The organism is Dactylosporangium sp. CA-139114, assembly GCF_050955725.1.
Lineage (GTDB): Bacteria > Actinomycetota > Actinomycetes > Mycobacteriales > Micromonosporaceae > Dactylosporangium.
The window spans coordinates 5,157,858-5,183,619 of record NZ_CP192080.1 but is presented as its reverse complement, the minus strand read 5'-3'; the positions used below and the strand labels follow the sequence as shown (position 1 = coordinate 5,183,619).

At 74.5% G+C, this 25,762-nt stretch carries 26 protein-coding genes and 1 pseudogene; 9 read left to right on the top strand and 18 right to left on the bottom strand.

The window, feature by feature from the left end; all coding sequences use genetic code 11:
* Positions 1 to 6: 6 nt before the first annotated feature.
* The 4 genes from ctaD to ACQP2P_RS22850 form a co-directional block, all read right to left on the bottom strand.
* Positions 7 to 1,671 carry an aa3-type cytochrome oxidase subunit I gene (gene ctaD / locus ACQP2P_RS22865; RefSeq protein WP_433603942.1) on the bottom strand — a complete coding sequence of 555 codons (1,665 nt, stop codon included), beginning with the start codon at positions 1,669 to 1,671 and terminating at the stop codon, positions 7 to 9.
* Positions 1,668 to 3,212: a cytochrome bc1 complex cytochrome b subunit gene (gene qcrB / locus ACQP2P_RS22860; protein WP_433603941.1), complete on the bottom strand. Its 1,545-nt coding sequence runs from the start codon at positions 3,210 to 3,212 to the stop codon at positions 1,668 to 1,670. Before qcrB ends, ctaD begins: the two co-directional genes overlap by 4 nt.
* Positions 3,209 to 3,631, bottom strand: a complete 423-nt coding sequence (gene ctaF / locus ACQP2P_RS22855) for an aa3-type cytochrome oxidase subunit IV (RefSeq protein WP_433603940.1) — start codon at positions 3,629 to 3,631, stop codon at positions 3,209 to 3,211. Before ctaF ends, qcrB begins: the two co-directional genes overlap by 4 nt.
* 63 nt (positions 3,632 to 3,694) lie before the next feature.
* On the bottom strand, positions 3,695 to 4,270 hold the full coding sequence (locus tag ACQP2P_RS22850; protein ID WP_433603939.1) for a vitamin K epoxide reductase family protein: 576 nt from the start codon (positions 4,268 to 4,270) through the stop codon (positions 3,695 to 3,697).
* 395 nt (positions 4,271 to 4,665) lie between these two features.
* On the opposite strand from ACQP2P_RS22850, the gene ACQP2P_RS22845 reads away from it, so the two are divergent.
* Positions 4,666 to 4,959, top strand: coding sequence for an STAS domain-containing protein (locus ACQP2P_RS22845; RefSeq protein ID WP_433619219.1), 294 nt, complete (start codon positions 4,666 to 4,668; stop codon positions 4,957 to 4,959).
* A 96-nt stretch (positions 4,960 to 5,055) separates the two neighbouring features.
* Here the strand turns inward: ACQP2P_RS22845 and ACQP2P_RS22840 are convergent.
* Both ACQP2P_RS22840 and ACQP2P_RS22835 read right to left on the bottom strand, forming a co-directional pair.
* A pseudogene (locus ACQP2P_RS22840) lies at positions 5,056 to 5,457 on the bottom strand (GGDEF domain-containing protein); the annotation flags it as partial.
* Positions 5,458 to 6,476: 1,019 nt separating this feature from the next.
* Positions 6,477 to 7,274 (bottom strand): phytanoyl-CoA dioxygenase family protein, encoded by a 798-nt coding sequence (locus tag ACQP2P_RS22835; protein ID WP_433603937.1) that lies wholly within the window; start codon positions 7,272 to 7,274, stop codon positions 6,477 to 6,479.
* Between the two features lie 57 nt (positions 7,275 to 7,331).
* Here ACQP2P_RS22835 and ACQP2P_RS22830 point away from each other — a divergent pair, with 57 nt between their 5' ends.
* A complete protein-coding gene (locus ACQP2P_RS22830) occupies positions 7,332 to 8,357 on the top strand; it encodes a LacI family DNA-binding transcriptional regulator (protein WP_433603936.1) in 1,026 nt (341 codons plus the stop codon).
* Here ACQP2P_RS22830 and ACQP2P_RS22825 read toward each other — a convergent pair.
* Entirely contained in the window at positions 8,354 to 8,950 is a 597-nt protein-coding gene (locus ACQP2P_RS22825) for a hypothetical protein (RefSeq protein WP_433603935.1), read from the bottom strand. The two genes, ACQP2P_RS22830 and ACQP2P_RS22825, sit on opposite strands and share 4 nt — an antisense overlap.
* Positions 8,951 to 9,090: 140 nt before the next feature.
* Between ACQP2P_RS22825 and ACQP2P_RS22820 the strand changes: the two genes are divergently transcribed.
* Positions 9,091 to 9,537, top strand: a complete 447-nt coding sequence (locus tag ACQP2P_RS22820; protein ID WP_433603934.1) for an Hsp20/alpha crystallin family protein — start codon at positions 9,091 to 9,093, stop codon at positions 9,535 to 9,537.
* Between the two features lie 164 nt (positions 9,538 to 9,701).
* Positions 9,702 to 11,018, top strand: a complete 1,317-nt coding sequence (locus ACQP2P_RS22815) for a radical SAM protein (protein WP_433603933.1) — start codon at positions 9,702 to 9,704, stop codon at positions 11,016 to 11,018.
* Positions 11,019 to 11,069: 51 nt separating this feature from the next.
* On the opposite strand, the gene ACQP2P_RS22810 is transcribed toward ACQP2P_RS22815, so the two are convergent.
* From ACQP2P_RS22810 to ACQP2P_RS22780, 7 genes are all read right to left on the bottom strand, one after another.
* A complete protein-coding gene (locus tag ACQP2P_RS22810) occupies positions 11,070 to 12,356 on the bottom strand; it encodes a PP2C family protein-serine/threonine phosphatase (protein WP_433603932.1) in 1,287 nt (428 codons plus the stop codon).
* The gene (locus ACQP2P_RS22805; RefSeq protein WP_433603931.1) at positions 12,353 to 12,658 is read right to left on the bottom strand and encodes an STAS domain-containing protein; all 306 of its coding nucleotides are present in this window, start codon (positions 12,656 to 12,658) and stop codon (positions 12,353 to 12,355) included. The genes ACQP2P_RS22810 and ACQP2P_RS22805 overlap by 4 nt, the downstream gene beginning before the upstream one ends.
* Positions 12,659 to 12,743: 85 nt before the next feature.
* On the bottom strand, positions 12,744 to 13,160 hold the full coding sequence (locus tag ACQP2P_RS22800; RefSeq protein WP_433603930.1) for a hypothetical protein: 417 nt from the start codon (positions 13,158 to 13,160) through the stop codon (positions 12,744 to 12,746).
* A gap of 10 nt (positions 13,161 to 13,170) precedes the next feature.
* Positions 13,171 to 13,611: a DUF3618 domain-containing protein gene (locus tag ACQP2P_RS22795; protein WP_433603929.1), complete on the bottom strand. Its 441-nt coding sequence runs from the start codon at positions 13,609 to 13,611 to the stop codon at positions 13,171 to 13,173.
* On the bottom strand, positions 13,608 to 14,009 hold the full coding sequence (locus tag ACQP2P_RS22790) for a phage holin family protein (RefSeq protein WP_433603928.1): 402 nt from the start codon (positions 14,007 to 14,009) through the stop codon (positions 13,608 to 13,610). The genes ACQP2P_RS22795 and ACQP2P_RS22790 overlap by 4 nt, the downstream gene beginning before the upstream one ends.
* 71 nt (positions 14,010 to 14,080) lie before the next feature.
* Complete coding sequence (locus tag ACQP2P_RS22785) at positions 14,081 to 14,509, bottom strand: ATP-binding protein (RefSeq protein ID WP_433603927.1); 429 nt, start codon at positions 14,507 to 14,509, stop codon at positions 14,081 to 14,083.
* Positions 14,510 to 14,603: 94 nt separating this feature from the next.
* Positions 14,604 to 15,842 (bottom strand): PP2C family protein-serine/threonine phosphatase, encoded by a 1,239-nt coding sequence (locus tag ACQP2P_RS22780; RefSeq protein WP_433603926.1) that lies wholly within the window; start codon positions 15,840 to 15,842, stop codon positions 14,604 to 14,606.
* Between the two features lie 96 nt (positions 15,843 to 15,938).
* On the opposite strand from ACQP2P_RS22780, the gene ACQP2P_RS22775 reads away from it, so the two are divergent.
* From ACQP2P_RS22775 to ACQP2P_RS22765, 3 genes are all read left to right on the top strand, one after another.
* The gene (locus ACQP2P_RS22775) at positions 15,939 to 16,313 is read left to right on the top strand and encodes an STAS domain-containing protein (RefSeq protein WP_433603925.1); all 375 of its coding nucleotides are present in this window, start codon (positions 15,939 to 15,941) and stop codon (positions 16,311 to 16,313) included.
* A 226-nt stretch (positions 16,314 to 16,539) separates the two neighbouring features.
* The gene (locus tag ACQP2P_RS22770) at positions 16,540 to 16,761 is read left to right on the top strand and encodes a hypothetical protein (RefSeq protein WP_433603924.1); all 222 of its coding nucleotides are present in this window, start codon (positions 16,540 to 16,542) and stop codon (positions 16,759 to 16,761) included.
* Positions 16,758 to 17,660 carry a PfkB family carbohydrate kinase gene (locus ACQP2P_RS22765; protein WP_433603923.1) on the top strand — a complete coding sequence of 301 codons (903 nt, stop codon included), beginning with the start codon at positions 16,758 to 16,760 and terminating at the stop codon, positions 17,658 to 17,660. The genes ACQP2P_RS22770 and ACQP2P_RS22765 overlap by 4 nt, the downstream gene beginning before the upstream one ends.
* A gap of 26 nt (positions 17,661 to 17,686) precedes the next feature.
* Here the strand turns inward: ACQP2P_RS22765 and ACQP2P_RS22760 are convergent, their stop codons facing one another.
* The 4 genes from ACQP2P_RS22760 to ACQP2P_RS22745 form a co-directional block, all read right to left on the bottom strand.
* A complete protein-coding gene (locus ACQP2P_RS22760; RefSeq protein WP_433603922.1) occupies positions 17,687 to 18,889 on the bottom strand; it encodes a PP2C family protein-serine/threonine phosphatase in 1,203 nt (400 codons plus the stop codon).
* On the bottom strand, positions 18,886 to 19,203 hold the full coding sequence (locus ACQP2P_RS22755) for an STAS domain-containing protein (RefSeq protein ID WP_433603921.1): 318 nt from the start codon (positions 19,201 to 19,203) through the stop codon (positions 18,886 to 18,888). The genes ACQP2P_RS22760 and ACQP2P_RS22755 overlap by 4 nt, the downstream gene beginning before the upstream one ends.
* Entirely contained in the window at positions 19,200 to 23,291 is a 4,092-nt protein-coding gene (locus ACQP2P_RS22750; protein WP_433603920.1) for a SpoIIE family protein phosphatase, read from the bottom strand. Before ACQP2P_RS22750 ends, ACQP2P_RS22755 begins: the two co-directional genes overlap by 4 nt.
* Before the next feature lie 365 nt (positions 23,292 to 23,656).
* The gene (locus ACQP2P_RS22745) at positions 23,657 to 24,565 is read right to left on the bottom strand and encodes an NADP-dependent oxidoreductase (protein ID WP_433603919.1); all 909 of its coding nucleotides are present in this window, start codon (positions 24,563 to 24,565) and stop codon (positions 23,657 to 23,659) included.
* Positions 24,566 to 24,614: 49 nt separating this feature from the next.
* On the opposite strand from ACQP2P_RS22745, the gene ACQP2P_RS22740 reads away from it, so the two are divergent.
* A complete protein-coding gene (locus tag ACQP2P_RS22740) occupies positions 24,615 to 25,223 on the top strand; it encodes a TetR/AcrR family transcriptional regulator (protein WP_433603918.1) in 609 nt (202 codons plus the stop codon).
* Between the two features lie 86 nt (positions 25,224 to 25,309).
* On the top strand, positions 25,310 to 25,738 hold the full coding sequence (locus ACQP2P_RS22735) for a DUF6069 family protein (protein WP_433603917.1): 429 nt from the start codon (positions 25,310 to 25,312) through the stop codon (positions 25,736 to 25,738).
* The last annotated feature ends 24 nt before the right edge of the window (positions 25,739 to 25,762 follow it).

Here is a 25,762-nt window from a genome sequence, read left to right as displayed (position 1 = left end):
GCGGGATCACTGCCCCTGCGGGCCGTGCACCTCGTCGAACACCGGCCGGTTGGAGCGGATGCGCGGCAGGCGGGTGAAGTTGTGCCGCGGTGGCGGGCAGCTGGTGGCCCACTCGAGGGAGTTGGTGTAGCCCCACGGGTCGTTGCCCTCCACGACCCGCCCGAAGCGGTACGAGGACCACAGGTTGTACAGCAGCGGCAGCATCGACACCCCGAGGATGAGCGCGCCGATGCTGGAGATGGTGTTGTACGTCGTGAAGCCGTCCGAGGGCAGGTAGTCCGCGTAGCGGCGGGGCATCCCGCGCGTGCCGAGCCAGTGCTGGACGAGGAACGTGGTGTGGAAGCCGGCGAAAGTCAGCCAGAAGTGCACCTTGCCGAGCCGCTCGTTCAGCATCCGGCCGGTGATCTTCGGGAACCAGAAGTAGAGCCCGCCGAACGCGGCGAAGACGATCGTGCCGAACAGCACGTAGTGCATGTGCGCGACGACGAAGTACGTGTCGCTGACGTGGAAGTCGACCGGCGGCGAGGCCAGCAGCACCCCGGACAGCCCGCCGAAGAGGAACGTCACGAGGAAGCCCAGCGACCACAGCATCGGGGTCTGGAACGTCAGCTGGCCGTGCCACATGGTGCCGATCCAGTTGAAGAACTTCACGCCGGTGGGGACGGCGATGAGGTACGACAGGAAGGAGAAGAACGGCAGGAGCACCTGCCCGGTGACGAACATGTGGTGCGCCCAGACCCCCATCGACAGGATGGCGATGGCGATCGTGGCCCCGACCAGGCCCTTGTAGCCGAAGACCGGCCGGCGCGAGAAGACCGGCAGGATCTCGGTCACGATGCCGAAGAACGGCAGGGCGACGATGTACACCTCCGGATGGCCGAAGAACCAGAACAGGTGCTGCCACAGCAACGCCCCGCCGACCGCCGGGTCGTAGACGTGCGCGCCGAGCTTGCGGTCGGCCTCCAGCACGAGCAGGGCCGCGGTGAGCACCGGGAACGCCATGAGCACCATGATCGCGGTGATGAAGATGTTCCAGGTCAGGATCGGCATCCGGAACATGGTCATGCCGGGCGCCCGCAGCGTGACCACGGTGGTGATCAGGTTGACGGCGCCGATGACCGTGCCGACGCCGGCCACCACCAGGCCCATCGTCCACAGGTCGCTGCCGACGCCGGGCGAGTTCGGCTCGCTGTTGAGCGGCGCGTAGGCGAACCAGCCGAAGTCGGCGGCCCCGCCCGGGCTCACGAACCCGCCGATGGTGATGAGGCCGCCGGTGAGGTACAGCCAGTACGCGAGCGCGTTGAGCCGCGGGAAGGACACGTCGGCGGCGCCGATCTGCAGCGGCACCAGGAAGTTGCCGAAGCCGAAGACCAGCGGCGTGGCGAACAGCAGCAGCATGATCGTGCCGTGCATCGTGAACAGCTGGTTGTACTGCTCGCTGGAGAGGAACTGCAGCCCCGGGCGCGCGAGCTCGGCCCGCATGAGCAGCGCCAGCACGCCGCCCAGCAGGAAGAAGCCGAACGACGTCACGAGGTACAGCACGCCGATCCGCTTGGCGTCCGTGGTCGCCAGCAGATCCACGACCCGGGAGCCGGGCAGGGTACGGCGGCGGGGCCCGGGCAGGTCGGGCGTGTGCACCGGATCGATCGGCAGCACCGCGCGGTCGGTCATCGGCCGTCTCCTTCGGATCCCGCCTCGACGGTCTCCTTCGCGCCGGCGTCGGCGCTCCCCCGCAGCGCCGGCCGGGCCGCGCCCACGCGCTGCATCCGCTTCGGCACCGCCCACCCGGTGTAGGGCAGCGGCAGGGCGTCGGCGGGGGCGAGCGGCTGCTCGATCTCGCGGTACTCCCCGTCGGGCATGCGGATGACCACGCCGGTCTCCAGCCCGTGCGCGAGCCGCCGGCGGTCCTGCTGCTGGAAGCCCAGGCACAGCCGGCGGGCGAGGTAGAACGCCAGCGGCGGCAGCAGCACCGCCCCGATGCGGCCCGCCCAGACCATCGCGTTGAGGCTGATGTGGAACTTGTCGGCGATGACGTCGTTGGCGGCCGACACGGTGAGCACCAGGTAGAACGTCACCGCCATGGCGCCGACCGCGGTGCGGGTGGGCGCGTCACGGGGCCGCTGCAGCAGGTTCTGGTAGCCCTCGCCGCGGTGGCGCCAGGCGTGGCCGAACGGATAGCCGATCGCGAGGACGGTCAGCAGCCCCGGCAGCACGACGCCGGGCCAGAAGACCGGGGACAGCGTGTAGCCGAAGCCGCGGATCTCCCACGGGGGCATGAGCCGCAGGCCGCCGTCGAGGAACATGACGTACCAGTCGGGCTGGCTCGCCGCGGAGACCACGGCGGCCTCGTAGGGCCCGAACAGCCACAGCGGGTTGATCTGCACGAGGCCGCCGAGCGCGGCGATCACGGCGAAGACGATGATCGCGAGCCCCGTGGAGCGCGCGGCGAAGCCCGGCACCATCCGCTCGCCGACGACGTTGGCGTTGGTGTGCCCGGGGCGGGGCCACTGGGTGTGCTTCTGCTTGACGATCAGGGCCAGGTGCACGCTGATGAGCGCGACGAGCACGCCGGGCACCAGCAGGACGTGGACGATGTACAGCCGCCCGATGATCAGCTCGCCCGGGAACTCGCCGCCGAACAGGGCGCTGGACACCCAGGTGCCGACGATGGGCAGCGCCTCCACGATGCTGCCGGCGATGCGCAGGCCCGTGCCCGACAGCCCGTCGTCGGGCAGGGAGTAGCCGGCGAACCCCTCGATGAACCCGAGCCAGAACATCAGGATGCCGATGACCCAGTTCGCCTCGCGCGGCTTGCGGAAGGCGCCGGTGAAGAAGATCCGGCCCATGTGCACGACGATCGCGGCCATGAACAGGTTCGCCGACCAGTGGTGCATCTGCCGCAGGAACAGCCCGCCGCGGGTGTCGAAGCTGATCCGCAGGGCGGAGTCGTAGGCGGCCGACATCGGCATCCCGCGCAGCGGCGTGTAGGAGCCGTCGTAGCGGACCTCGCGCATCGACGGATCGAAGAACAGCGCCAGCATGACGCCGGTCAGCACGAGCATGACGAAGGAGTACAGCGCCAGCTCACCGAGCATGAACGACCAGTGGTCCGGGAAGACCTTGTTCAGCATCCGCCGCAGGGGCGTGGCCAGCTGGAAGCGCTCGTCCGCCGCCCGGGCCACGCGCTCGACGCGGGCCGCCCGCCGGCTCACCGCGACTCCGGGGAGCCGGCGTAGAACTCGTACACCATGCCGGCGATGGCCAGCAGCGCGGCGACCACGGCGGTGCCCAGCAGCCACCATTGGCTCAGCGCGATCCCGACGGCGCCGGTGGCCACCGCGATCGCGATGCCGAACGGCCAGAAGCCGGGCGGGGCGAAGTACCCGACCGGGCCGGCCCCGTCGGCGATCTCGGCGTCCGCCCGGTCCTCGGGCCGCGGCGGCATCCGGCGGGCGACCAGCGCGAAGTAGCCCGCGCACAGCGTGTTCATCAGGCCCGACACGACCAGCGCGGTGCCGCCGGCCCACTCCGTGTGGCCGGCCGCGCCGCTGCCGGTCCACCACAGATAGACGGCCGCCGCGGCGAACATCAGCCCGGCGATGACCCCGAACACCTTCGCCTCCGTGCGCACCGCGCCCCCTCACCCGGACGGGCAGTCCGGCACCGCAGCGCCACCTATCCCACCGGGCGGGGTTCAAACACCCTCGCCGCGCACCGCCACCTTCCACGGCACCCCGTAGCGGTGGGCCCGGCGGATCTGCCGCCACGCCGCCACCACCTCCTCGGCGACGAGGAACGGCACGGTCAGCGAGATCGCCGCCGACAGCAGGCACAGGGTGCAGAAGGTGCCCACGACCAGGGCCTGCACCAGGACCAGGCCGATTGCCGTGAGCGCCATGGCGGCGGCGGTCAGGCCGAGCACCAGCACCAGCCACGGCCGGCGGCGCCAGCGGCGGGTGCCCCCGCTGAGCTCCAGCACCATCTCCAGCAGGTAGGCGGCGGCGCCGAGGGCCGCGTCGCGCACCGGCAGGGCCCGGGAGAACGCGGAGTCGAGCACGCGGACGCTGCCGTCGCCGAACCAGGGCTCCCAGGGGGCGCCGGCCACGCCGTACTGGAACAGGGCCAGCCGCAGCGACACCGCGAAGCCCAGCAACGCCAGCACCGCGACGATGATCCGCACCGGCCAGGCCGACGGGCCCTCGAAGGCGCGCCGCCACCACTCGGGCATCGAGCCCGCCTGCCGGATCATGAACCGGCCCCTCGTCGCCACCGGCGGGACGGAACGGGGCGCCACCGGCGCCCGGAGTCACTGCGCACCCGAGTCACCCTCTGCCGGTTCCCCGGCGCGGGCGGCTCACACATCGCGGGCGTTTGACCGTCCCGCGGCCGGGTACCGGGCCGGCCCTCGTCCGCGCCGATCCGGGCCCGGCCGGGAACCGGAGGCCGGCGCGGCGAGTCTCAGGTACGGGCGAGCCACCCACCCGGGCGATCACCCGGCCACCTTGCGGGGTCGGCCGGACCGGCGAACCCCGATGGCGGCGATCAAACTTCGCGCCGGCGGGGTACCAGACGGTCGCGGGGTCGCAGACGGTCGCGGGGTTCCGGACGGTCAAGGGGTCGTCAGCTCGACGGGAGGAGGTCCATCGCTTGCTCGACGAGTTCGCCGTGCGGGTCGACGGCGGCGCCGACGTGGCGACCGTCGCGGTCGTCGGCGTGCTCGACCTCGACACGGGCAACCGGCTCTTCGACGCCATCGCGGCCGTGCTCGGCCGCGACGGGCTGCGGCGGGTCGACGTGGACCTCGGGGCGGTGACGATGCTCGACGCGGCCGGGGTCGGCGTGCTGCTGGCCGCGCGCAACCGGGCCCGCACCGCCGGCGTCCGGTTGCGGGTGCGCAACCTCAGCGAGCCGGCCCGCGAGGTGCTCGAGATCGTCGGGCTGCTCGGCATCGCCGCCTGACGGGCACGAGGCGCCGACGAGCCGGCCGGACCCGGCCAGCACCACCCGGTTGCGGCCGCCGTCCTTGGCCGCGTAGAGCGCCTGGTCGGCCCGGCGGGCCAGATCCTCGATCGTGCCGGCGTCGTGCGGCAGACAGGCCGCCCCGACGGAGACGGTGACATCCGGCGCCGCGGCCATGCCCCGGTGCAGGCGCCCGGCGAACTCCTCCAGCTCCGGGCCGTCCAGGCCCCGGGCGAGCAGCGCGAACTCCTCGCCGCCGTAGCGGGCCACCACGTCGCCGGGCCGGGCCAGCGCCCGCATCCGGCGGGCCACCTCGGCCAGCACGCGGTCGCCGGCCTGGTGGCCGTACGTGTCGTTGATGCGCTTGAAGTGATCGACGTCGACCAGCAGGAAGCCGAGCGGGGTCCCGGTCCGGCGGCTGCGCTCGACCTCGGTGTGCAGCGCGGTCTCCAGGTACCGCCGGGTGCGCAGACCGGTGAGCCCGTCGGTGACGGCCATCGTGCGCTGCGTGCGGACCAGGCCGGCCATGCGGGCGAGCACGAGCAGGAACATGGTGATGCAGGCGGCGACGACCGCGGGCACGTGCAGCGCGGCGCCGCGGGCGTCCTGCACGGCGAGCACCACGGGCGCGACGATCGACGCCGCGGCGAGCACCGTCAGCCGGGCGCGGGTGGCGTCGGGCGCGGACACGGCGGACCGGTCGTCGATCCGGGCCATGGACGGGTGCAGGCCGGCCGCGGCCAGGAACAGCACCGCGAAGATCCAGACGCCGTCGACGAACGTGCCGTCGTACTCGCCCCGCAGCGCCTGCACCGAGTAGGTGGTGTCGCCGACGAGCACGAGGCTCAGCCAGGCGCCGAGCAGCCAGAACGAGGCCGGCCGCGCGCCCGTGCCGAGCATCAGCCGCACGCCGAAGGCGAGCAGCGCGAGGTCCATCACCGGGTAGGCGACGGTGACGGCCTGGGCGAGGCCGTCGGCTCCGGCGGCCATCGGCTGCACGAGGTACACCCAGCCGACCAGCCCGACGGCGACGGCCACCACCGCGGCGTCGATCGCGCTGGGCCCGTCCCAGCCCGGCGTGCGCCGGCGCACGAGCAGCAGCAGGCCGCTCGCGAGGCCGAGGTTGCCCGCGAGGTACAGCAGGTCGGCCCCGCTCGGGTACGGCATCTCGGTGGTGCGCCGGGACACGGCGAAGTACACCATGTCACCGGCGACCATCGCGGCCTGCCCGGCGGCCAGCAGCAGCCAGGGGCCGCGACCGGTGCGCCGGTGCCGCCGCGCCCCGGCGCACAGGGCCGCCACGGCCAGCACGGACGGGGTGGAGTACACCAGCTGGGTCCAGCCCGACTCGGAGCCGTCCAGATGGCCGATCAGGTAGTAGACGGTCGTGAGCACGGGGGCCAGCAACAGCGGCCACGACCACGCCGGAACTCGCATGGATCCAACCGTGCCGCACCGCCGTGACGATCCGGGGTGCGGGCCCGGTGCCCGAGCGTTGCCGCCGGCGGGCGGCCCGGTCAGGCGTCGCCCATGACCAGGCCCTCGATGGTGTGCTTCTGCTCGATCGGCACGAGCGTGTCGACCACGGCGCAGGCCAGGTGGTCGCGCACCACCGCGGGCAGGGCCGCGTGGTAGTCGCGGGTGACCGCCATCGCGTGCCGCTCGTCGTTGCCGGCCCCCGGCGCGTCCACGCCGAGCACCAGGACGGGCCGCGACGTGTCGGACACGTTCGCGGTGCCGCGGTGGATCGTCAGCGCGGAACGGGCCGAGATGTCGCCGCGGCGCGGGTACTTGCGCACCGCGCGCTCGAGGTAGCGCGGGTAATGGTCCTTCGGCGGGAACATGCCGTGCTCGAACGCCGGGTCGTCGTCGAACTGGGTGCCGGGGGCGATCTCGAACGGGCCCATCGCCTCGGTGGTGTCGACGCCGGTGAGGTTGAACGCGAGCGAGTTGAGCCGGCCGGTGTCGCGGGTGACCGGGGGCATGGGGAAGTCGCGGTGCCAGGGCTGGTCGACGGCGCCGGGGCCGGGCACGTCGAAGCCGAGCTCCACGATCTGGTACCGCGGGCCGAGCACGGCCTCGCAGACCGCCGTGACCCACGGGTGCGACGCCAGGTCGACGAAGCCGCGCAGCTGCTCGGGGTGGATCTCCACGTAGTAGCGGTTCGGGCCGCGGCCGACCGCGCCGCCGGGCCGGGCGAGCGCCTCTTCGAGGGCCGCTTCCATGTCCTCGCGCATCCGGTCCGCCCACTCGACCGGAAACGCCCCGCGGCACGCCGTGATGCCGTCGCGGTAGATCTCGTCGTAAGCCTGCATGCCCAAGAGTTTGCAACGTGGCATGCAACGTTGCAAGTGGTGCCGTACGATCGGCTGGTGGGAGCGAGCCTCAAGGACGTCGCCGAGCGGGCGGGCGTGTCGATCCGGACCGTGTCCAACGTCGTGAACGACTTCCCGCTCGTGGCCGCCGGCACCCGCGAGCGCGTCCAGCGGGCGATCGACGAGCTGCAGTACCGGCCCAACGCCGCCGCTCGCAGCCTGCGCGGCGGCCGCTCCGGCCTCGTCGGGCTGGTGCTGCCCGAGATCGCCTCGCCCTACTTCGGCGAGCTCGCCGCCCTGGTGACCCGGGCCGCGGAGCGCCGGTCGTGGACCGTGCTGGTCGAGCAGACCGACGGCGATCCCGAGCGCGAGCGGCGCCTGCTCGACGGCGGGCGGGCGCCGGGCGGCCAGGTCGTCGACGGGCTGCTCATCAGCCCCTGGGCGCTCAGCCCCGCCGACCTGCGCCCGCACCCGGGCGGCGCGCCCGTGGTGCTGCTCGGCGAGCAGGACGGCGGCGGCCTCTTCGACCGCGTCGCGATCGACAACGTCGCGGCGGCCGCGGACGTGACCCGCCACCTGCTCGCGACCGGCCGGCGCCGCATCGCCGTCGTCGGCCTGCAGCCGCACCTGGCCAACGGCACCGCGCAGCAGCGCCACCGCGGCTACCGGGCCGCGCTCGCCGAGGCCGGCGTCCGGCCCGATCCCGCGCTGGAGGTGCCGGTGCGGCGGCTGCACCGCGCGGACGGCGCCGCGGCGCTGACGGCGTTGCTGGACGACGGGCGGGACTTCGACGCGCTGTTCTGCTTCACCGACCAGCTCGCGCTCGGGGCGCTGCGCGCGGCCGGCGAGCGTGGCGTGCGGGTGCCGCAGGACGTGGCGCTGGCCGGGTTCGACGACATCGAGGACGGGCGGTTCAGCACGCCCTCGCTGACCACGGTCGCGCCGGACAAGGCGGCCATCGCCGAAGCGGCGCTCGACCGGCTCGCCGAGCGCCTCGGGCCGGGCCCGGCCGGACCGGCCCGCTCCGTGGTCGTCGCACACCGGCTCATCGGGCGGGAGAGCACGCGGGAGCGCTCCGTCTAACGCTCCCGCTGCCGCCGGGTCCGCCGCAGCACCGCTTCGGTGTCCGCGGCGACCCGGTCGATCTGCGCACCGAGGCCGGGGTGGCCGCCGAGGTGGCGCCGGACCGCGCCCAGCAGGTCGGGCAGCGCGCCGGCGTCGGCGTGCCCGAGCGCGTCGTGCAGCCGCCCCACGTCGTCGCCGGCCGCCGCCGGCAGGTCGGTCAGCCCGCTCACCTGACCCGCGATGCGGCGCAGGTCGGCGGCGTGGTCGTCGGCCCAGCGCGCCACCGCCCGGGCCCCCGCCCGGTGGTCGCGCTCGGCCCGGACCCGGCCGTCCTTGGTGTCCCCGGCCCGGGCGGAGGTCGCGGCGCGCAGGTAACGGCGCTCGGCGGCCTGCCGGCTGGCCACGCCCAGGGCCGGCGCGAGGGCCTGCCAGCTGACACCGGCTCGCCGCGCCGCCGCGACCAGCTCCGGCTCGACGCGCTCGAGCTCCGCCTGCGCGGCGCGCAGCAGGGCGAGCGCGTCGAGCACGGCCTCCGGTTCGGCCTCCTGCGACGCGAGCTCGGCGACGGCCAGCACGGTGGCCACGGCCGCGGCCACGTCCGACCGGATCACGGCCCACCCCCTGCGCATCGCTGCGATGTCATCACTTCTCCGTCATCGTTCCGTTGACGATTCGCTTGTCGTCGGAACGACGACATGCTACAAACAAGGTATCGCGCATTGACACATCAGTCGAGTGCAGGAGGTGCAGCATGTTGATGCGCAGCGAGCCCTTCACCGAGGTCCACCGGATCGCGCAGCAGCTGTTCGGGGCCCCGTCGACCGGCACGTGGTCACACCCCACGGCGATGCCCGTGGACGCCTACCGCAACGGCGACGAGTTCGTGGTCGTGTTCGACCTGCCGGGCGTGGACCAGGAGGCCATCGACATCAACGTCGAGCGCAACGTGCTGACCGTCCGCGCGGAGCGCCGGCCCCTCGACCTCGGCGAGAGTGCGCAGGTCACGCTGTCCGAGCGCCCGCTCGGGGTGTTCTCCCGGCAGATGTTCCTCGGCGACTCGCTCGACACCGACCACATCCGGGCGACGTACCACAACGGCGTGCTGGCCCTGCGGATCCCGATCACCGAGAAGGCCAAGCCGCGCAAGATCGCGGTCGGCGGCGCCGCCGCACCGGACCAGAAGGTGCTCAGCAGCTGACACGGACACGCACACCGCGCGCCGGCCGGGGGTCCCCCGGCCGGCGCGCGGTGTGCGCCGGGCACCGCGGCCGCGGCACGGCACAATGGTGGTGACGGGAGACGGTGCTCACATCGGCGACGGGTGCCGTCCGGCCACCGCGGGTCCGGGAGGATGTTCTGGTGATGCAGTCGCGTACGGAGCTCGTCGAGGACTTGATGGGTCGCTTCCCCCACGTGCCGAGGGAGGCGGTCATCAAGGAGGATCTCCTGCGCGGCGGCTTGGCCTTCGACGACTCGGCCCTCACCGACAACGAGGGCGGGGACGTCAAGCCGAAGTCGTACTTCATCTTCTCCTTCGACCACCGCACGCTGCCCGACCTGGGCACCGCCGCGCTGCGCCGCCCGCCGGAGGAGATCGTGCTCACCGGCGGGCCCTACGAGCTGCGCCGCACCGTGGTCTCCGTGCGGATCAACCCCGCCTCGCCCTATCGTGTGAAGACCGACGAGGACGGCCGCCTCCGGCTGCACCTGGACGACCGGCCCATCGCCGACATCGGGCTCCCGCCGATGCCCGACTACTACCGGCACACCCTCGCCAACGGCAAGTCCGTGATGGAGGTCGCGCCGACCATCCAGTGGGGCTACCTCATCTACCTGACGGCGTTCCGCGTGTGCCAGTACTTCGGCGCCAAGGAAGAGTGCCAGTACTGCGACATCAACCACAACTGGCGCCAGCACAAGGCGGCCGGGCGGCCGTACACGGGCGTCAAGCCGGTCGACGAGATCCTCGAGGCGCTGGCCATCATCGACAAGCACGACACCGAGCAGGCGTCGAAGGCCTACACGCTGACCGGCGGCAGCATCACCTCCCACGTGGGCGGCAAGGCCGAGGCCGACTTCTACGGGCAGTACGCCCAGGCGATCGAGGAGCGCTTCCCGGGCCGGTGGATCGGCAAGGTGGTCGCCCAGGCCCTGCCCCGCGCCGACGTGCAGCGGTTCAAGGACTACGGCATCCAGATCTACCACCCCAACTACGAGGTGTGGGACAAGCGCCTGTTCGAGCTGTACTGCCCCGGCAAGGAGCGCTACGTCGGCCGCGAGGAGTGGCACCGCCGAATCCTCGACTCCGCCGAGGTGTTCGGCCCCCGCAACGTCATCCCGAACTTCGTGGCCGGCGTGGAGATGGCCGCCCCGGCCGGATTCGCCACCGTCGACGAGGCGATCGCCTCCACCGCCGAGGGGCTGGAGTACTTCATGTCCCGCGGCATCACCCCGCGGTTCACCACGTGGTGCCCGGAGCCGACCACGCCGCTGGGCAAGGGCAACCCGCAGGGGGCGCCGCTGGAGTACCACGTCCGGCTGCTGGAGACCTACCGCGCCATCATGGAGGCCAACGGCCTGACGAGCCCGCCCGGCTACGGCCCGGCCGGCCCCGGCCGCGCGGTGTTCTCGGTGAGCTCGTTCATGGACAGCCTGCCGGCCGCGCCCGACGCCGCCTGAGTCGTCACCGCCGGCGGTCAATCACCCCGGGGCGGCCCCGGGGCGGCCCCGTCACGCGGTGCGGCGCAGCGCGAGGACCGCGATGTCGTCGTGCGGCACATGGTCGTCGAGCATCGCGGTCATGACGGTCGTGCACATGCTCTCCGCCCGCCCGATCTCGACCACGCCCGCGAGCCGGCCGAGCCCCACGGACAGGAGCTGGTCGCGCCGCTCGACCAGCCCGTCGGTGTAGAACACCAGCCCCGCGCCCACCGGCAGCGGCAGCTGCGTGGTGCCGCGGGGCGCGTCCGGGTAGGCGCCGAGCGGCAGGTCCGGCTTGACGGTCGTGAGCGAGCCGGCCGCGCCCGGCTCGGCGTAGACCGGCGGCAGGTGCCCGGCGTTGGACACCGTGACGCGATCCAGGCCCGGCGGGATGACCGCGTAGAGCGCGGTCGCCATGGCCCCGGGCTCGAAGCGCTGGATCTTGCGGTCGAGGCGGGTCAGGACATCGGCCGGATCGTCGGTCTCCAGCGCGTAGGCGCGCAGCGCGGAGCGGATCCGGCCCATCACGACCGCCGCGCGCAGCCCGTTGCCGGCCACGTCGCCGACCGCGAGACCGACGCACCCGGACGGCAGCTCGAACACGTCGTACCAGTCGCCGCCGACGCCGACCCGGGCGCCGGGCACGTACCGGACCGCGAGGTCGAGCCCGGCGATCTCCGGTGGCCGGCTCGGCAGCAGGCTGCGCTGCAGGGCGTGCGCGGCGGCCTGGTCGAGCCTCTGGATGCGGGCCTGGGTCGCGAGCGCGATCCGGTCGGCGACGAGCTGCAGCAGCTCGACGTCCGGCGCGCTGAACCGGCGCGGGGCGCGGGTGCCCACGTACAGCACCCCGATCACCCGCCCGCCGGTGATCATGGGCACGCCCAGCAGCGACACGATGCCCTCGGCGCGCAGGGCCGGGCTGTAGACGTTGGTGCCGTCGACGCGCCCGATCACCACCGGCCGCCCGCCGGCGGCGACCCGACCGGCGAACCCGACGCCGAGCGGCACCCGGATGCCCTGGTAGACCTCGCGCTCAAGGCCGCTCGCGGCGGTCGCGTGCAGCTCGGTGCCGGTCGCGTCCAGCAGCATCACGGCGGCGGTGTCGGCCTGCAGCAGCGCCCGGGCCCGCACGAGCAGCTCGTCGAGCAGGTCCTCGACCCGCAGCCGGGACAGCGCGGCGTCGGTGACCCGCTGCAGCCGGCGCAGCCGGCCGGCGCTGTCGGCCTCGTCGAGCAGGAGGGCGCTGTCGGGCTCGTCGAGCCGGCCGGCGCCGTCGGGCTCGTCGAGTCGGCCGGCGCTGTCGGCCTCGTCGTTCACGCCGAGCCTCCAGCGCCCCCGGCGAGGTGCTCGGCCACCCCCGTCAGCTCCAGCGCGCTCAGGACGATGCCGTGCGCCCCCGTGACCCGCAACTCGCGCCCGGCCGCGTCGGCGGCCCGGCGGCCGTGCACCAGCGTGCGGATGCCCGCCGAGTCCAGCAGCCGCACGTCGCGCAGGTCGACGACGAGCCGGCCGCCCGCGGGCAGCTCCGCGAGCGCGGCGCGGATCCGCTCCTCGAGCGCCGGCGCCGTCTGCAGATCGATGACCCCGGACGGGGTGATGGTGACACCGTCGGGAACCACAGACCCTCCTCCGGCCCATGCGGTATCGGTCGCCCCGATGATAGCCAGACAACCAGGTCGGCCCGCCCGGCCCGGCCGTCGTCGGTCACACCGTGCGGTCGAGGTCCGACGGGGTCCCGGGCTCGGCGGTCTTCGGCGCGGCCTTCGAGGCGGCGCGCTTGCGCGGCTTCGGCGCCGCGGTGCTCGTCGTGCTCGTCGTGCTCGTGGTCGTCGATCCGGGCGTCGGGGCCGCCGCTGTCGTCGAGGTTGCGGGCACCGCCCGCACCGGCGTGCTCGTCGGCCCGGGCGTCGCGACCGCCGCGGGCACCGCCTTCACCGGCTTGGCCGCCGCCGGGGCGGGCGCGCTGAACAGCTCCTGCACGGTCTGCACGGCCTGGCCGGCGGTCGGGTTGGCGCGCAGGCGGCCGGTGCTGGCCACGATCTGCTCGTACTTCTCCCGCCCGGCCCGCGCGCCGAGCACATAGCCGACGGCCGCGCCCGCGGCCAAGGTCAGCAGACGCATCTGTCTCTCCTCATCCCCGCCGGCGGCGGACTGCGTACACGATGACGATCACGGCGGCGGCCGCCCCCGCGAGCACGGCCCACGGCAGCGGGCGGCGCGCCTCGGCGGCGATGTCGGTGTCGTGGACGGCCCTGCGCACGGACGTCGCCGCGCCGGCGGCCCGGTTCGCCACGACGCTCGCCCCGCTGCCGGCCTTGTCGGCCACGACGCTCGCCGCGCTCCCGGCCTTGCCGGCCGCGGTGCGTGCCGCGGCGCTGACCCGCTGTTTGGCCTCGTCGGCCGCCGCGGCGACTGACGAGGCGACTGACGAGGCGGCGGTGGCGGCCGCTTCCTTGGCCCGGCCCTGCACGTCGGTCTTCGCCGCGAGCCGCTCGGTCGTCTCCGCGAGCCCGGACCGGGTGGCGGCGATCTCCGCCCGCAGCCGGTCCGCCTCGTCGCCCTGGGTGCTCATCCTCGTCGTCCTTCCCGCACCGCGGCCTTCACGGTGTCCACATCCGCGTGCACGCCGTCGACCGCCTGCTGCGGCACGGGCGGCGTGGCCTGCTGCAGCTCGCGCTTGCCCAGCAGCGCCGCGACCCCGGCCGCGGCCAGCACCACGACGAGCACGACGAGCACCGCGAGCCAGAGCGGCCAGACCAGATCGAGCAGGACCACGAGCAGCGTCAGCAGCAGCCCGACGGCGAACCAGGCGAGCACCGCGGCGGCGCCGAAGAGCCCGCCGCCGATCCCGGCCCGCTTGCCCTTCTCGACGAGCTCAACCTTCGCCAGCGCGAGTTCGTCGCGCACGAGGGTCGAGATCTGCTCCGCGGCCCGCCGGACGAGCTCGGCCGTCGACGCCTCATCAACCATTGCGGCAACCTCCCGGAATCGCCGTCAACATTCCCGTGCCATTCGGCGATCAAACGTCCGAATACGCCGATTCAGCGATCCAGGGCCAGCTCCAGCCACACGTCCTTGCCGTCGTCGGGATGGTCGCGCACGCCCCAGCGCGCGGCGAGCGCCTCGATCAGCAGCAGCCCGCGGCCGTGATCGACGTCGGGCGCGGGCGCCTGCACGGCCACCACCGGGGCGGGAACGTCGTCGTGGACGGAGATGCCCAGGACGCGGTCGGTGCAGTACACGTCGATGTACCCGACGCCGTCGGCGTGCAGCAGCGCGTTGGCGGTCAGCTCGGAGACGAGCAGCTCGACGTTGGCGCACAGCCGGGGGGTCGCGGGCCGGGCCAGCAGCCGGGGCAGGACGCCGAGCACCCACTCGCGGGCGGCGGAGGCGACGGACACGTCGCGGCCGTTGCGGGGCCGCCAGCGGACCGAGCGGCCTGCGGCCTTGCCGCCGTCCTCGTCGTGCATCAGACTCCCCCGCACATCGCTCGGGCCTCGCGTTAGGGGATACCCCGATATCGACGCGGCACACACAGGGCCGGGCCGGCGGGACGGATTCGCATCAGGCGAGGGGCAGCATCGCCCGGACCGCGTCGTACGACCACTCGACCAGCATCAGCGTGGCGTCGTCGGCCGGGGGCCCGGCGTAGTGCGACAGCGCCGCGTGGCAGAGCCGGCGCAGGGTCTCGGGGGCGGGGAGCCGGCCCGCGTCGCGCCGGACGAGCCCGGCGAGGCGGTCCACGCCGAAGGCGGCGCCGTCGCGGTCGCGCGCCTCGGTGATGCCGTCGGTGTAGAGCAGGACCCGGTCGCCGCGGCGCAGCGTCTCCTCGCCGACCTCCCGGCCCGAGTCGTCCAGCCCCAGCGGCAGCCGGCGGCCGCCGGTGAGCTCGTGCACGAGCCGGCCGTCCCGCACGAGCAGCGGCGGCGGGTGCCCGGCATTGACGTAGCGCATCCGGCCGCTGTCGAGGTCCAGATGGGCGAGCACCGCGGTGGTGAAGCGCAGCTCCGGCAGGTATGCCTCCAGCGCCCGGTCGGCCGCCCGGGCCAGCCCGTCCAGGTCGTCGCCCGCCCGCCGGGCCGCCCGGATCGCCGACATCACCACGGCCGTGCCGAGTCCGGCCCGCATCTCGTGCCCGGCGGTGTCGAAGATCGCGAAGAACAGCGACGGACCGTCCGCCGCGTAGTCGAACCCGTCGCCGCCGACCTCGTAGCAGGGCTCGAGGATCGCCGAGACCACCGCGCGGTGGCACACGAACGTCATGGGCGGCAGCAGCCGCCACAGCAGCTCCGAGGCCTCCGACATGCGCCGGACGCGCCGGACCTTGAGCAGGGCGTCACCGTACGGGATCTTGGTCGCGATCAGGTGCCCGACGAGCTGGCCGAACAGGTCGCAGCCGGCGAGAAACGCCTCGTCACCGAGGTCGATGTCCGCGTGGCCGGTGCCGCCGCGGACGGCCAGCTCCAGCACGCCGAGGCGTTCGGTGCCGTCGAGCAGGGGCATCCACAACCGCGCGGGGTGTCCGTCACCGGCCGGCACCGGCTCCCACGACACCGTCCTGAACACCCGGCCCGCGACCGTCTCATCGACCGGGATCGGCTCAGCGTCCCCCGTGTCCGGCCCGGGCACCGGGCGCAGCGTGCGCTGCTCCTGGTCGACGAGGTAGATCGTGGCCGTCAGCCCGAGCGGCCGCACGGCCGCCGCGACCTCGGCGGCCAGTTCGTCGGGCTGGGCCAGCCGGGTCCGCGCGAGCAGGTCGGCGATCGCCGCCCGCCAGGGCCACGACGCATCGGGAGTGCTCACCGGCCGACCTCCTTGCCCACCGCAGACGACAACATCACCACCATCTCGCACCCGCGTGCGGTCCGGCCACCGAGCGGCACGGATAAGCTCACGATCGTGCGATCCTCATTCCTCGGCGATGGCGGCAACCCCGCCGACACGGTGACGGTGCACGTGCTCGACGGCGATCCCGCCGTCGTCCGCGTGACCGGCCGGCTCCTGTTCGACACGCTGCGGCCGCTCGCCGACGCGCTGCAGGGCCTGACCCGCGCGAGCGGTTCCCGGATCGTCCTGGACCTCGCCGAGGTCCCGATGTGCGACTCCAGCGCACTGAACCTCCTGGTCCGCACCCGCTCGGCCGTGGACGGGACGGGCGGCTGGCTGCGGCTGGCCACCGTGCAGCCCATGGTCGCCAGCGTCCTGGAGATCACCAATCTGACGTGGATCCTGCCGGTCTTCGACACCGCCGAGGAGGCCGCCGCGCAGGACTGAGCCGCACGCAGCCGCCCTGGGCGGGGTCGCGCCGTCGAGCGGCAGCCCGCGCGGCCGGTGGTGACGTCCAGCGGCAGCCCGTCCGGCGCGGCCAGCACGCGCCGCCGGGTGCCCGGCTGATCGAGTCCGAGCGCCGGGTGCCAGAGCGGCTCCCGGCGGAGTGCGACCCGCTGTTCGGGTAGCGCCAAGTTCGTTTCCCCGGCCGCAACGGTGGTAGACGGCCCGGATGCGACAGTTTCGGATGGACCACAGCCGGGACCGCGGCGCCGATCCGCGGGCCCAGGCGACGCCGTCGATGGGCGGCACCGAGGCGACCACGAGCCGGCTCGTCGGCGCGGTGCGGCAGCTGGTGGCGGCGACGCCCGGGCTGCGCTGCGGCCCGGCCGCGGGCATGGTCGTGCCGGACGCGGCCGGCACGAAGCTCGACACCGTGCCGGTGGCCGCGTGAACGCGAACGTCACGGTCGTCGGGCAGCTCGCGCGGGATCTGGTGCTCGTGCTGGACAGTGTGCTGCCGGAGGTGGGCGCCTCCGGGGCGGTGCGGGAGCGGCGGGAGCAGCTCGGCGGCAAGGGCGCCAACCAGGCCGTGGCGCTCGCCCAGCTCGGGGCGCGGCCGACGCTCGTCGCGGTGGCCGGGGACGATCCGTTCGGGGACGTGCTGCTCGAGCAGGCCCGCGCCGACGGGATCGACGTCTCCGCCGTGGTGCGCCGGTCCGCGACGGCGACCGGGCTCATCGTCGAGGTGCTGCAGGAGCCGAACCGCTGGCGCTACCTGGAGCATCTCCCCGAGCCGGTGCTGCTGTCCGCGGGCGACGTCACGCAGGCCGATCGGGCCTTCGGAACGGCCGAGGCGGTGCTGGTGCAACTGCAACAGCCCGAGGAGGCCGTGCTGGCCGCGACTCGGCGGGCCGCGAACGCCGACGCCCTCGTGGTGCTCGACGGCGCCGCCCCGGACCGTGCCCGCGACGAGCTGCTCGCCCTCGCCGACGTCGTGCGGGCCGACGCGGTCGAGGCTCGCACGCTCACCGGCGCCGACTCCCCGCAACAGCTCGAGGTCGCGGCGGCCGACCTGGTGCGGGCCGGGCCCAGGGTGGCCGCGCTCGCGTTCGCCGAGGGCAACGTGTTCGCCTGGCGCGGCCCGGGCCCGAACGTCGAGACGCTCACGCTGCCCTTCGGCGACGAGAAGGTCGTCGACACCACGGGCGCCGGCGACGCGCTCGTCGCGGCCCTGACCGTGGCCCTCCTGCGCGGCGTGCCGGTGCCGGACGCGGCACGGTTCGCGGTGGCCGCGGCCGGGGCGACCGTCGGGCACCCGGGCGGCCGGCCCGCGCTGCTGGGCCTCGGGTGACCGCCCGAACCCGGCCCGGACTCGAGCTAGGTCCGGCGCAGGGCCAGCAGGGCGATGTCGTCGCCGGCCGGCTCGCCGTCGAGCATCGTGGCCATCACGCTCGTGCACAGCTCGTCCGGGCCCGTGGCGGTGACGGCCCCGGCCAGGCGGTGCAGGCCCTCGCCGATCGGCCGGGCCCGCCGCTCGACCAGGCCGTCGGTGTAGAACAGCAGCGTGCCGCCGACCGGCAGCGGGAACTCGGTGTTGTGCCGGGGCCGGCTGATGTGGGTGCCCAGCGGCAGGTTCGCGCGGACCGGGAGCAGGTGCGTGCGGGCGCCGGGCGCGGCCAGCATCGGCGGTGGGTGGCCCGCGACCGACAGGGCCATCGTGGCCAGCGTCGGGTCGATGACCGCGTAGATCGCCGTGGCCATCGCGCCCGGCTCGAAGCGGTGGATCTTGCGGTCGAGGCGGGTCAGGACGTCGGCGGGGTCGTCGGTCTCCAGGGCGTAGGCGCGCAGGGCCGAGCGGATGCGGCCCATCACGACGGCGGCGCGCAGCCCGTTGCCGGCCACGTCGCCGACGGCCACGCCGATGCCGCCCGAGGGCAGCTCGAACACGTCGTACCAGTCGCCGCCGACGCCGACCTGCGCGCCCGGCACATAGCGGACCGCGACCTCGAGGCCGGGGATGTCCGGCGGGCGGCTCGGCAGCAGGCTGCGCTGCAGGGCGTAGGCGGTCGCGCGGTCGAGGCTGTGCAGGCGGGCCTGGGTGGCGGGGGCGATCCGGTCGGCGATGAGCTGCAGCAGCTCGATGTCGGCGGGCGTGAACGCGCGCGGGGTGCGGGCGCCCACGTACAGCACGCCGATGACCCGCCCCGCGGTGATCATCGGCACGCCGAGCATGGAGGCCATGTGCTCGGCCACCAGGACCGGGCTCACCACCGTCGTCGCGTCGACCCGGTCGATCGCGACCGGCTCGGCGCTCGCCGCGACCGTGCCGGCGAACCCGCGGCCGAGGGGCACGCGGATGCCGAGGTTGACCTCGCGCTCGAGGCCGCTGGCGGCGGTGGCGACGAGGTCGCCGCTCTCCTCGTCGAGCAGCATGACGGTCGCGGTGTCGGCGTGCAGCAGGTCGCGGGCGCGCACGAGCAGCTCGTGGAGCATGTCCTCCACGCCGAGCTTGGACAGCGCGGCGTCGGTGACCAGCTGCAGGCGCCGCAGCTGCTCCCGGCTGTCGTGCGGGTCCGTCATGCGCCGACGTCCTCGGCCACGACCTCGACCGCCGCGAGCTGGTCCAGGCCGCTGAAGGTCAGCAGCGCCTCGTTGAGCGGGCTGATGCGGATGTCGAGCCGCTCGGCGTGCGCGAACAGGGTCGCCAGCGCGGCGCTGTCGAGGTATTCGACCCGCGTCAGGTCGACCAGGAGCCGCGCGGACCCGTCGCCGAGCGCGTCGCGCAGCCGGGTCGCGAACTCGGCCGCGTTGGTGAGGTCGATCTCGCCGACGGCGCTGAGCCGGGCGACACCGTCGACCGCACGACCTGTGGTGATGTGCAGCGGAGTGGTCATGGCGTGATCCTCGTGGACATCTCGACGGTGGTTCCGGTGGCGGTGGTCCGCAGATCGACGTGCTGCATCAGGGCTCGCATGAGCTTGATGCCGTGGCCGCGGTTCGGGTCGGGTTCGCTGCGCTCGGGCCGCCAGCTGCCGTTGTCGGTGATGGTCAGGTGCAGGTCGCTGCCCATCGCCCGGACCAGCAGCCGCACCCAGCCCTGCCCCTCGCGGTGCCCGTGCTCGATGGCGTTCGCGCACGCCTCGCCCGCGGCGACGAGCACCTGCTGGGCCAGGTGGGTGCCGATGCCGGCCCGGCCCATCCAGCGGCGCAGCGCGGCCCGGGTCGGGGCCAGCTCGCTGCTCTTGGCCTCGAAGGACAGGTCCAGGGGGGCCGGGTGGCGGTACAGCAGCATGGCCACGTCGTCGCTGGCCCCCTCGTCGCCGATCATCTGCTCCAGCACCCGGTCGGCGAGCTCGTCCACGGGCAGGGCCCGGTGCGACTGCACGGCGTCGGCGGCGTTGCCGATGCCGACGGTCAGCGGGCGCCGCCGGCGTTCGACCAGCCCGTCGGTGTAGACCAGCAGCACCCCGCGCGGGGGCACCGTGACGCTCGCCTCGGCGCGGACCTCGCCGCGCGGGACGCCGATCGGCAGGCCCCGGGCCGCCATGAGCAGCTCGCTCTGCCCGTCCGGCAGCGCGAGGATCGCGGGCGGGTGGCCGGCGCTGGCGTAGACCAGCCCGCCGTCCTCGGGGTCGAGGATGGCGCAGAACGCCGTCGTGCACACGGCCCCCGGCAGCAGGGCCGCGAACCGGTCGAGCGCGACGAGCACCTGGCCCGGCCCGGTCGCCTGCAGCAGCAGGGCGCGGGCCGCGCTGCGCAGCTGGCCCATGACGGTGGCGGCCTCCAGCCCGCGCCCGACGCAGTCGCCGACCATGATGCCGATGCGCCCGTCGGGCAGGTCGACGGCGTCGTACCAGTCGCCGCCGACCTCCAGCGGGCGGGTCGCCGGCTGGTAGCGCACCGCGAACCCGTCCGGGAGCAGGACCGGGCCGAGGATGGAGCGCTGCAGCGTGACCGCGACCTCGCGCTCCTGGTCGAACGCGTAGGCCCGGTGCAGGGCCTGGGCCACCGACCCGCACAGCAGCAACAGCAGCGTCTGGTCCTCGGTGCCGAAGCCGCGGGCCGGGTCGAGCGCGATCCGGATGCCGACCGCCCCGAGCGGCGAGTCGAAGCTCGTGCCCGCGCCGACCGGGCGGCCGCCGGCCCCCATCTCGATGAGAATCCGCGAATGGCCGAGGTCGAGCAGGCCGTCGAGCACCGCGGGCGCCTGGGCCTCGCCGGCCGCGTCGAACACGGTGAGGGTGCCGGCCCGGGCGGTCACCCCGGTGGCGTGCCACTGGCGGCGCAGCTGCCCGACGGCCGCCCGCAGCACCTCGGGCACGGTCCGGGCGTCGGCGAGCCGCTCGTTCATGGCGTTCAGGGCCGTCTCGCGCTGGGCGGCGGAGCGCTCGGTGGTGATGTCGCGCAGGGTGCCGACGAGCATCGTGGAGCCGGCGTCGTCGTGCACCGAGTTGATCGTGACCGCGGACCAGAGCCGGTGCCCGTCGCGGTGCTGCAGCGGCAGGACCATGTTGCCTTGCCGGCCCGCGACGACGCGCCGGTACTGCTCCACGACCTCCGCATGCGCGGCCGGGTCGGCCTGCGCGTCGGGCCACCACGGGTGCGGCGCCGGGTATGGGACCCCGTCGGCCGGGTAGCCGAGGATGTCGGCGAAGGCGGCGTTGACCTCGACGATCGCGCCGTCCTCGTCGGCGACGAAGAACCCCTCCTGCAGCGAGTCGATGAGCGCGGTCCGCCACCGGGCGTGGTGGTTGCGCAGCCGCGCGAGATCGACGTTGGCCCGGACCCGGGCCAGCAGCTCCTGGGCCGCGAACGGCTTGACCAGGTAGTCGTCGGCGCCGGCGGAGAGCCCCTCGACCGCCGCCTCCTGCCCGGCCCGCGCCGAGAGCAGCATGACCGGCACGCCGGCGGTGCGCGGGTCGGCCCGCAGCGCGGCGACGAGGGTCAGGCCGTCGATGCCCGGCATCATCACGTCGGAGACGATCAGGTCCGGCGGCTGGGCCCGGGCGGCGGCCAGGGCGGCGGTGCCGTCCGCCACGGTCGTCACGTCATACCCGGGGTTGAGCAGCCGGCGCAGGTAGTCGCGCATGTCGGCGTTGTCGTCGGCGACGAGCACCCGGGCGCGGGGCCCCTCGCCGGACACCGCGGGCACCACCGGACCGGCGGCCGGGGCGTCCTCCTCGGCGCCGGGCAGCCAGCGCAGTGCCTCGCGGACGAACGGCTCGGCCGTCTCCGTGGCGGTGTCGCTGCCCGTCGCCGCCGCGAGCTGGTCGGGCGGCAGGTGCGCGCTGCCGAACGGCAGCCGGATGGTGAACGTGGTCCCGGCGCCGGGGGTGCTCGCGGCCTCGATGGTGCCGCCGTGCAGGGTCACCAGCTCCTGCACCAGGGCCAGGCCGATGCCGCTGCCCTCGTTGGATCGGGCGCGGGCGGTGGCGATGCGGTGGAACCGCTCGAACAGCCGGGGCATCTCCTCGGCGGCCACCCCGATGCCGGTGTCGGCGACGGTCACCACCGCCTGGGCGCCCACGGCCGCGACCGCGACGCGGATGCCGCCGTCGAACGTGAACTTCAGCGCGTTGCTGAGCAGGTTCAGGACGATCTTCTCCCACAGGCCGCGGTCGAGGTACACCGGCTGGGGCAGCGGCGGGCAGTCGACGTCGAACGCGAGCCCGGCCCGCTCGACCGCGGCCCGGAAGACGCTGGCCAGCTCGGCGGTGAACAGCGGCAGGTCGACGGGCTCGTAGCGGGCCTGCATCCGGCCGGCCTCGATGCGGGAGAAGTCGAGCAGCGTGTTGACGAGCTTGCCCAGCCGCAGGCCGTTGCGGTGGATGACCTCGACCTCGTCGCGGGCGCGCTGGTCGCCGGGCGGGAGGCGGTCGCGCAGCTCCTGGACCGGGCCCATGATGAGGCTGAGCGGGGTGCGGAACTCGTGGCTGATGTTGGAGAAGAACGTGGTCTTGGCCCGGTCGAGCTCGGCGAGCTCCTCGGCGCGCCGCTGCTGGGCCTGGTAGCTGCGGGCGCTGGCGATGCCGGTCGACACGTGCCCGGCGGCGAGCTCGAGGAACCCGCGGTACCCCTCGTCGAGCAGGCGGTACCGGTTCAGGCCGGCGACGAGGAAGCCGTACGGCGTCGTGCCCTGTTGCAGCAGCGGCAGCAGCAGCGCGTGGGTCGGCGGCTCGGCCCACGCGCCGGTCGGCAGCCCCTCGAAGCCGCTCAGGTCGATCGGCGCCGGCGAGCCCGAGATCGGCCACGGACCGGTGCTCTGCCCGGTGGCGATGCGCTCCGGCGCGGCCGGGTGCCCCGGGGCGAGCCCGGTCGCGGCGGCCAGCCTGGCGCCGCCGTCCTCGTCGAGCAGGTAGGTCAGCGTGAAGGGCAGGTCGCGGCCGTTGCGCCCGAGCTGCTCGGCGGCGAAGGCGAGCATCTCCGCCTCGGTGCGCACCACGCTCGGGTCGGACCCGAGGTCACGCAGCGTGGCCATCCGGCGCTCGCCGATGACGCGCTCGGTGTCCTCGTTCACCACGCACAACATGCCGGCGAGCGCGCCGTGGTCGTCGTGCAGAGGACTGTACGAGAAGGTGTGGTACGACTCCTCGCGGTACCCGGACCGCTCGACGAAGAGCAGCAGCCCCTCGTCCCACGTGGCGTTCCCGGTGGCCAGGACGGACTCGATGCGCGGCCCGATCTCGCCCCAGATCTCCGCCCAGACCTCGGGGGCCGGGCGCCCGAGCGCCCACGGGTACTTGCGGCCGAGCGTGTCACGGCGGTATGCGGCATTGCAGAAGAACGTGAGCTGCGGCCCCCACGCCATCCACATCGGAAAGCGCGAGGACAGCAGGATGCTGACCGCGGTGCGCAGGCTCTGCGGCCACCCGCTCGGCGGCCCGAGCGGCGTCGCCGCCCAGTCCACCGCGGCGAGGTCCCGGCCGACCTCGGCATCCACGGCAAACACGTCCACGCCGTCGGGATGCCTCCCCTCGGACATACCGCCCCCTCGCTCCGCTCGCGCCACGATCGTTTCGTTACCCAAAGGCCTACCAGAACTCGCGTGCGGCCGCTTGGTTCGACGTGGCCGGGATGGGACATTGCACCGTGCCCGGGGGATGCCCGCGTCGGCGTGCGCCGATGGGGCTACGATGGGTGCCGCCCTGAGCCCGGGGGTCAGGCGGTCGTGGCCGTATGCGGCTGAGGTAGCCGCCGCGCCGCCCAGCATAACGACACCGATGGATTCGCCGCCGGCCCCGGCATCAGCCCGGCCGCGCCCCGACGAACTCCAGGCCGCGCCCCCACGCCAGCTCGCTCGCGGCCTCGTCGTGCTCGGGCGTCCCCGGGCATCAGGGCATCAGGGCATCAGGGCATCAGGACGATCCTGCCGGGCGCGTGGCGGGTCTCGCTCAGCTCGTGCGCCGCGGCCGCCTCGGTCAGCGGGAACCGCGCCGCGACCGGGATGCGCAGGCGCCCCGACGCGGCCAGATCCACGGCCAGCGGCAGGGCGTGCGCCGCCAGGGGGTCCGGGCGGGACATCAGCACGCCGTGGGTCGCGGCGGTCAGGTCGGCGATGGTGACCACCCGCGACGGGGCGCCCGCGACCGCGATCAGCTCCGGCAGGGTGCCGCCCGCGCAGTCGAGCACCGCGTCCACGCCGCCCGGGGCCAGGGCCCGCACGCGGTCGCGCAGGCCCGGGCCGTACGCCGTCGGGATCGCGCCCAGGGAGGACAGCAAGGCGTGGGCGGCCGCGCGGGCGGTGCCGATGACCGTCGCGCCCCGGGCCACCGCCAGCTGGGTCGCGACCGAGCCCACGCCGCCCGCCGCGCCGTGCACCAGGATCGTTTGGCCCCGAACGAGGCCGAGGTGGTCCAGGACCCGGGTCGAGGTCTCCGCGGGACCGGCGGCGCCGCCCGCCTCGGCCCAGCTCCACGACGGGGGTTTCGGGGCCCAGGCGACGAGGACGGCATGGTCGGCGTTGGCGCCCCGGGAGGCCGGCGCGACCCAGCCGAACACCTCGTCGCCGAGCGCCGTGCCCGTCACGCCGGGGCCGAGCTCGTCGACCACGCCGGCCGCGTCGAAGCCGGTTCGGAACGGCAACCGGGTCGCGACGGCGTCGCGCAGGGCGCCCGAGCGGATGCGGGTCTCGCCGGTCGACAGGCCCGACGCGCGCACGGCGACGCGCACCTCGCCGGGGCCGGGGTGCGGCGCGGGAACCTCGGCGACGTGGACGACCCCGGGCGGGCCGAAGGACGCGAACTGGACGGCTCTCATGGGCCGGACCGTAACGGAACACCCCGTCCGGTTGGCTAAACTGAGAGCGGTGACGGCGCAAGTGAGACAGCGCTCGGACGCGCGCGACAACCGGGCCCGCATCCTGGCCGTCGCGCGGGCGGCGTTCGCGGCCGATGGGCTCGACGTGCCCATGCGCGAGATCGCGCGGCGGGCCGAGGTCGGGGCGGCTACGGTGCACCGGCACTTCCCGACCAAGGAGGCGCTGTTCGCCGCGGCGTTCGCCGAGCCGATGGCGCTGTGCTCGGCCGTGGTCGAGCGGGGGCTGGCCGAGGCCGACCCGTGGCTCGGGTTCTGCCACGTGATCGAGGAGCTGATGCGGCTGCACGCGCTCGATCGCGGCCTCTCGCGCACGTTCACCTCGCGGCTGCCACGGGCCGTGGAGCGTCTGCGGGCCGACCGCGACCGGACGGTACGGCTGCTGCTGCGGCTCATCGCCGACGCCAAGGCGTCCGGGCACCTGCGGCCCGACCTCGAGCTCGAGGACGTCATCGTGGCGCTGATGGCCAACGAGGGCATCCGCGCCGAGTCGCCCGCGCTGCGCTCGGCGGCGTCGCGGCGGTTCGCGGCGCTGATGGTCGAGTCGTTCCGGGCCCGGCCCGGCGCGGCCCCGCTGCCCCCGCTCGCCCGCCTTTCTTAGCCGCTTCTTATCGCCAGGACGGTGGATTTCTCACGCCCGTGCCGTTTGCTGCGTGCATCAGCAGCGACAGCCGTGGGAGGCACGCCATGACCAGTACCACCGCCCGTCCCGGCACCTCGTGGAAGTCCACCCTCGCCGCCGCCGGCATCGCCGCGGCCGGGGGGTTCGTCGTCAACAGCGTCATCGCGCTGGCCGGCCGGGGCCTGCTCGACGCGCCGGCCGAGTTCATGCCGCTGCAGCCGCAGGTGTACGGCATGCTGACCCTCGTCGGCGCGCTCGCCGGCGCCGTCGGCTGGCACCTGGTCGCGACCCGCTCGGGCGACGCCGGCCGCCTGCTGCGCGTCCTCGTGCCCGTGGTGCTCGTGCTGTCCTGGATCCCGGACGTGGTCCTGCTCGTGACCAGGTCGCAGCCGGGCACCACGACCGCCGGCGTCCTCTGCCTGATGCTCATGCACCTGGGCGTGGCGGCGGCCGCCGTCCCCGCGTACCGGCGGCTCATCCCGCCGCGGTCCTGACCGCCGCGCCCGCCCCGGGCCGGC

Coding starts and splice junctions, on each gene's coding strand:
- ACQP2P_RS22800 (WP_433603930.1), bottom strand. CDS start 13,160: ATGCGTCTGCTGACCTTGGCCGCGGGCGCGGCCGTCGGCTATGTGCTC.
- ACQP2P_RS22795 (WP_433603929.1), bottom strand. CDS start 13,611: ATGAGCACCCAGGGCGACGAGGCGGACCGGCTGCGGGCGGAGATCGCC.
- ACQP2P_RS22745 (WP_433603919.1), bottom strand. CDS start 24,565: ATGAGAGCCGTCCAGTTCGCGTCCTTCGGCCCGCCCGGGGTCGTCCAC.
- ACQP2P_RS22815 (WP_433603933.1), top strand. CDS start 9,702: ATGCAGTCGCGTACGGAGCTCGTCGAGGACTTGATGGGTCGCTTCCCC.
- ACQP2P_RS22750 (WP_433603920.1), bottom strand. CDS start 23,291: ATGTCCGAGGGGAGGCATCCCGACGGCGTGGACGTGTTTGCCGTGGAT.
- ACQP2P_RS22735 (WP_433603917.1), top strand. CDS start 25,310: ATGACCAGTACCACCGCCCGTCCCGGCACCTCGTGGAAGTCCACCCTC.
- ACQP2P_RS22820 (WP_433603934.1), top strand. CDS start 9,091: ATGTTGATGCGCAGCGAGCCCTTCACCGAGGTCCACCGGATCGCGCAG.
- ACQP2P_RS22770 (WP_433603924.1), top strand. CDS start 16,540: ATGCGACAGTTTCGGATGGACCACAGCCGGGACCGCGGCGCCGATCCG.
- ACQP2P_RS22835 (WP_433603937.1), bottom strand. CDS start 7,274: ATGCAGGCTTACGACGAGATCTACCGCGACGGCATCACGGCGTGCCGC.
- ACQP2P_RS22755 (WP_433603921.1), bottom strand. CDS start 19,203: ATGACCACTCCGCTGCACATCACCACAGGTCGTGCGGTCGACGGTGTC.
- ACQP2P_RS22790 (WP_433603928.1), bottom strand. CDS start 14,009: ATGGTTGATGAGGCGTCGACGGCCGAGCTCGTCCGGCGGGCCGCGGAG.
- ACQP2P_RS22760 (WP_433603922.1), bottom strand. CDS start 18,889: ATGACGGACCCGCACGACAGCCGGGAGCAGCTGCGGCGCCTGCAGCTG.
- ACQP2P_RS22785 (WP_433603927.1), bottom strand. CDS start 14,509: ATGCACGACGAGGACGGCGGCAAGGCCGCAGGCCGCTCGGTCCGCTGG.
- ctaD (WP_433603942.1), bottom strand. CDS start 1,671: ATGACCGACCGCGCGGTGCTGCCGATCGATCCGGTGCACACGCCCGAC.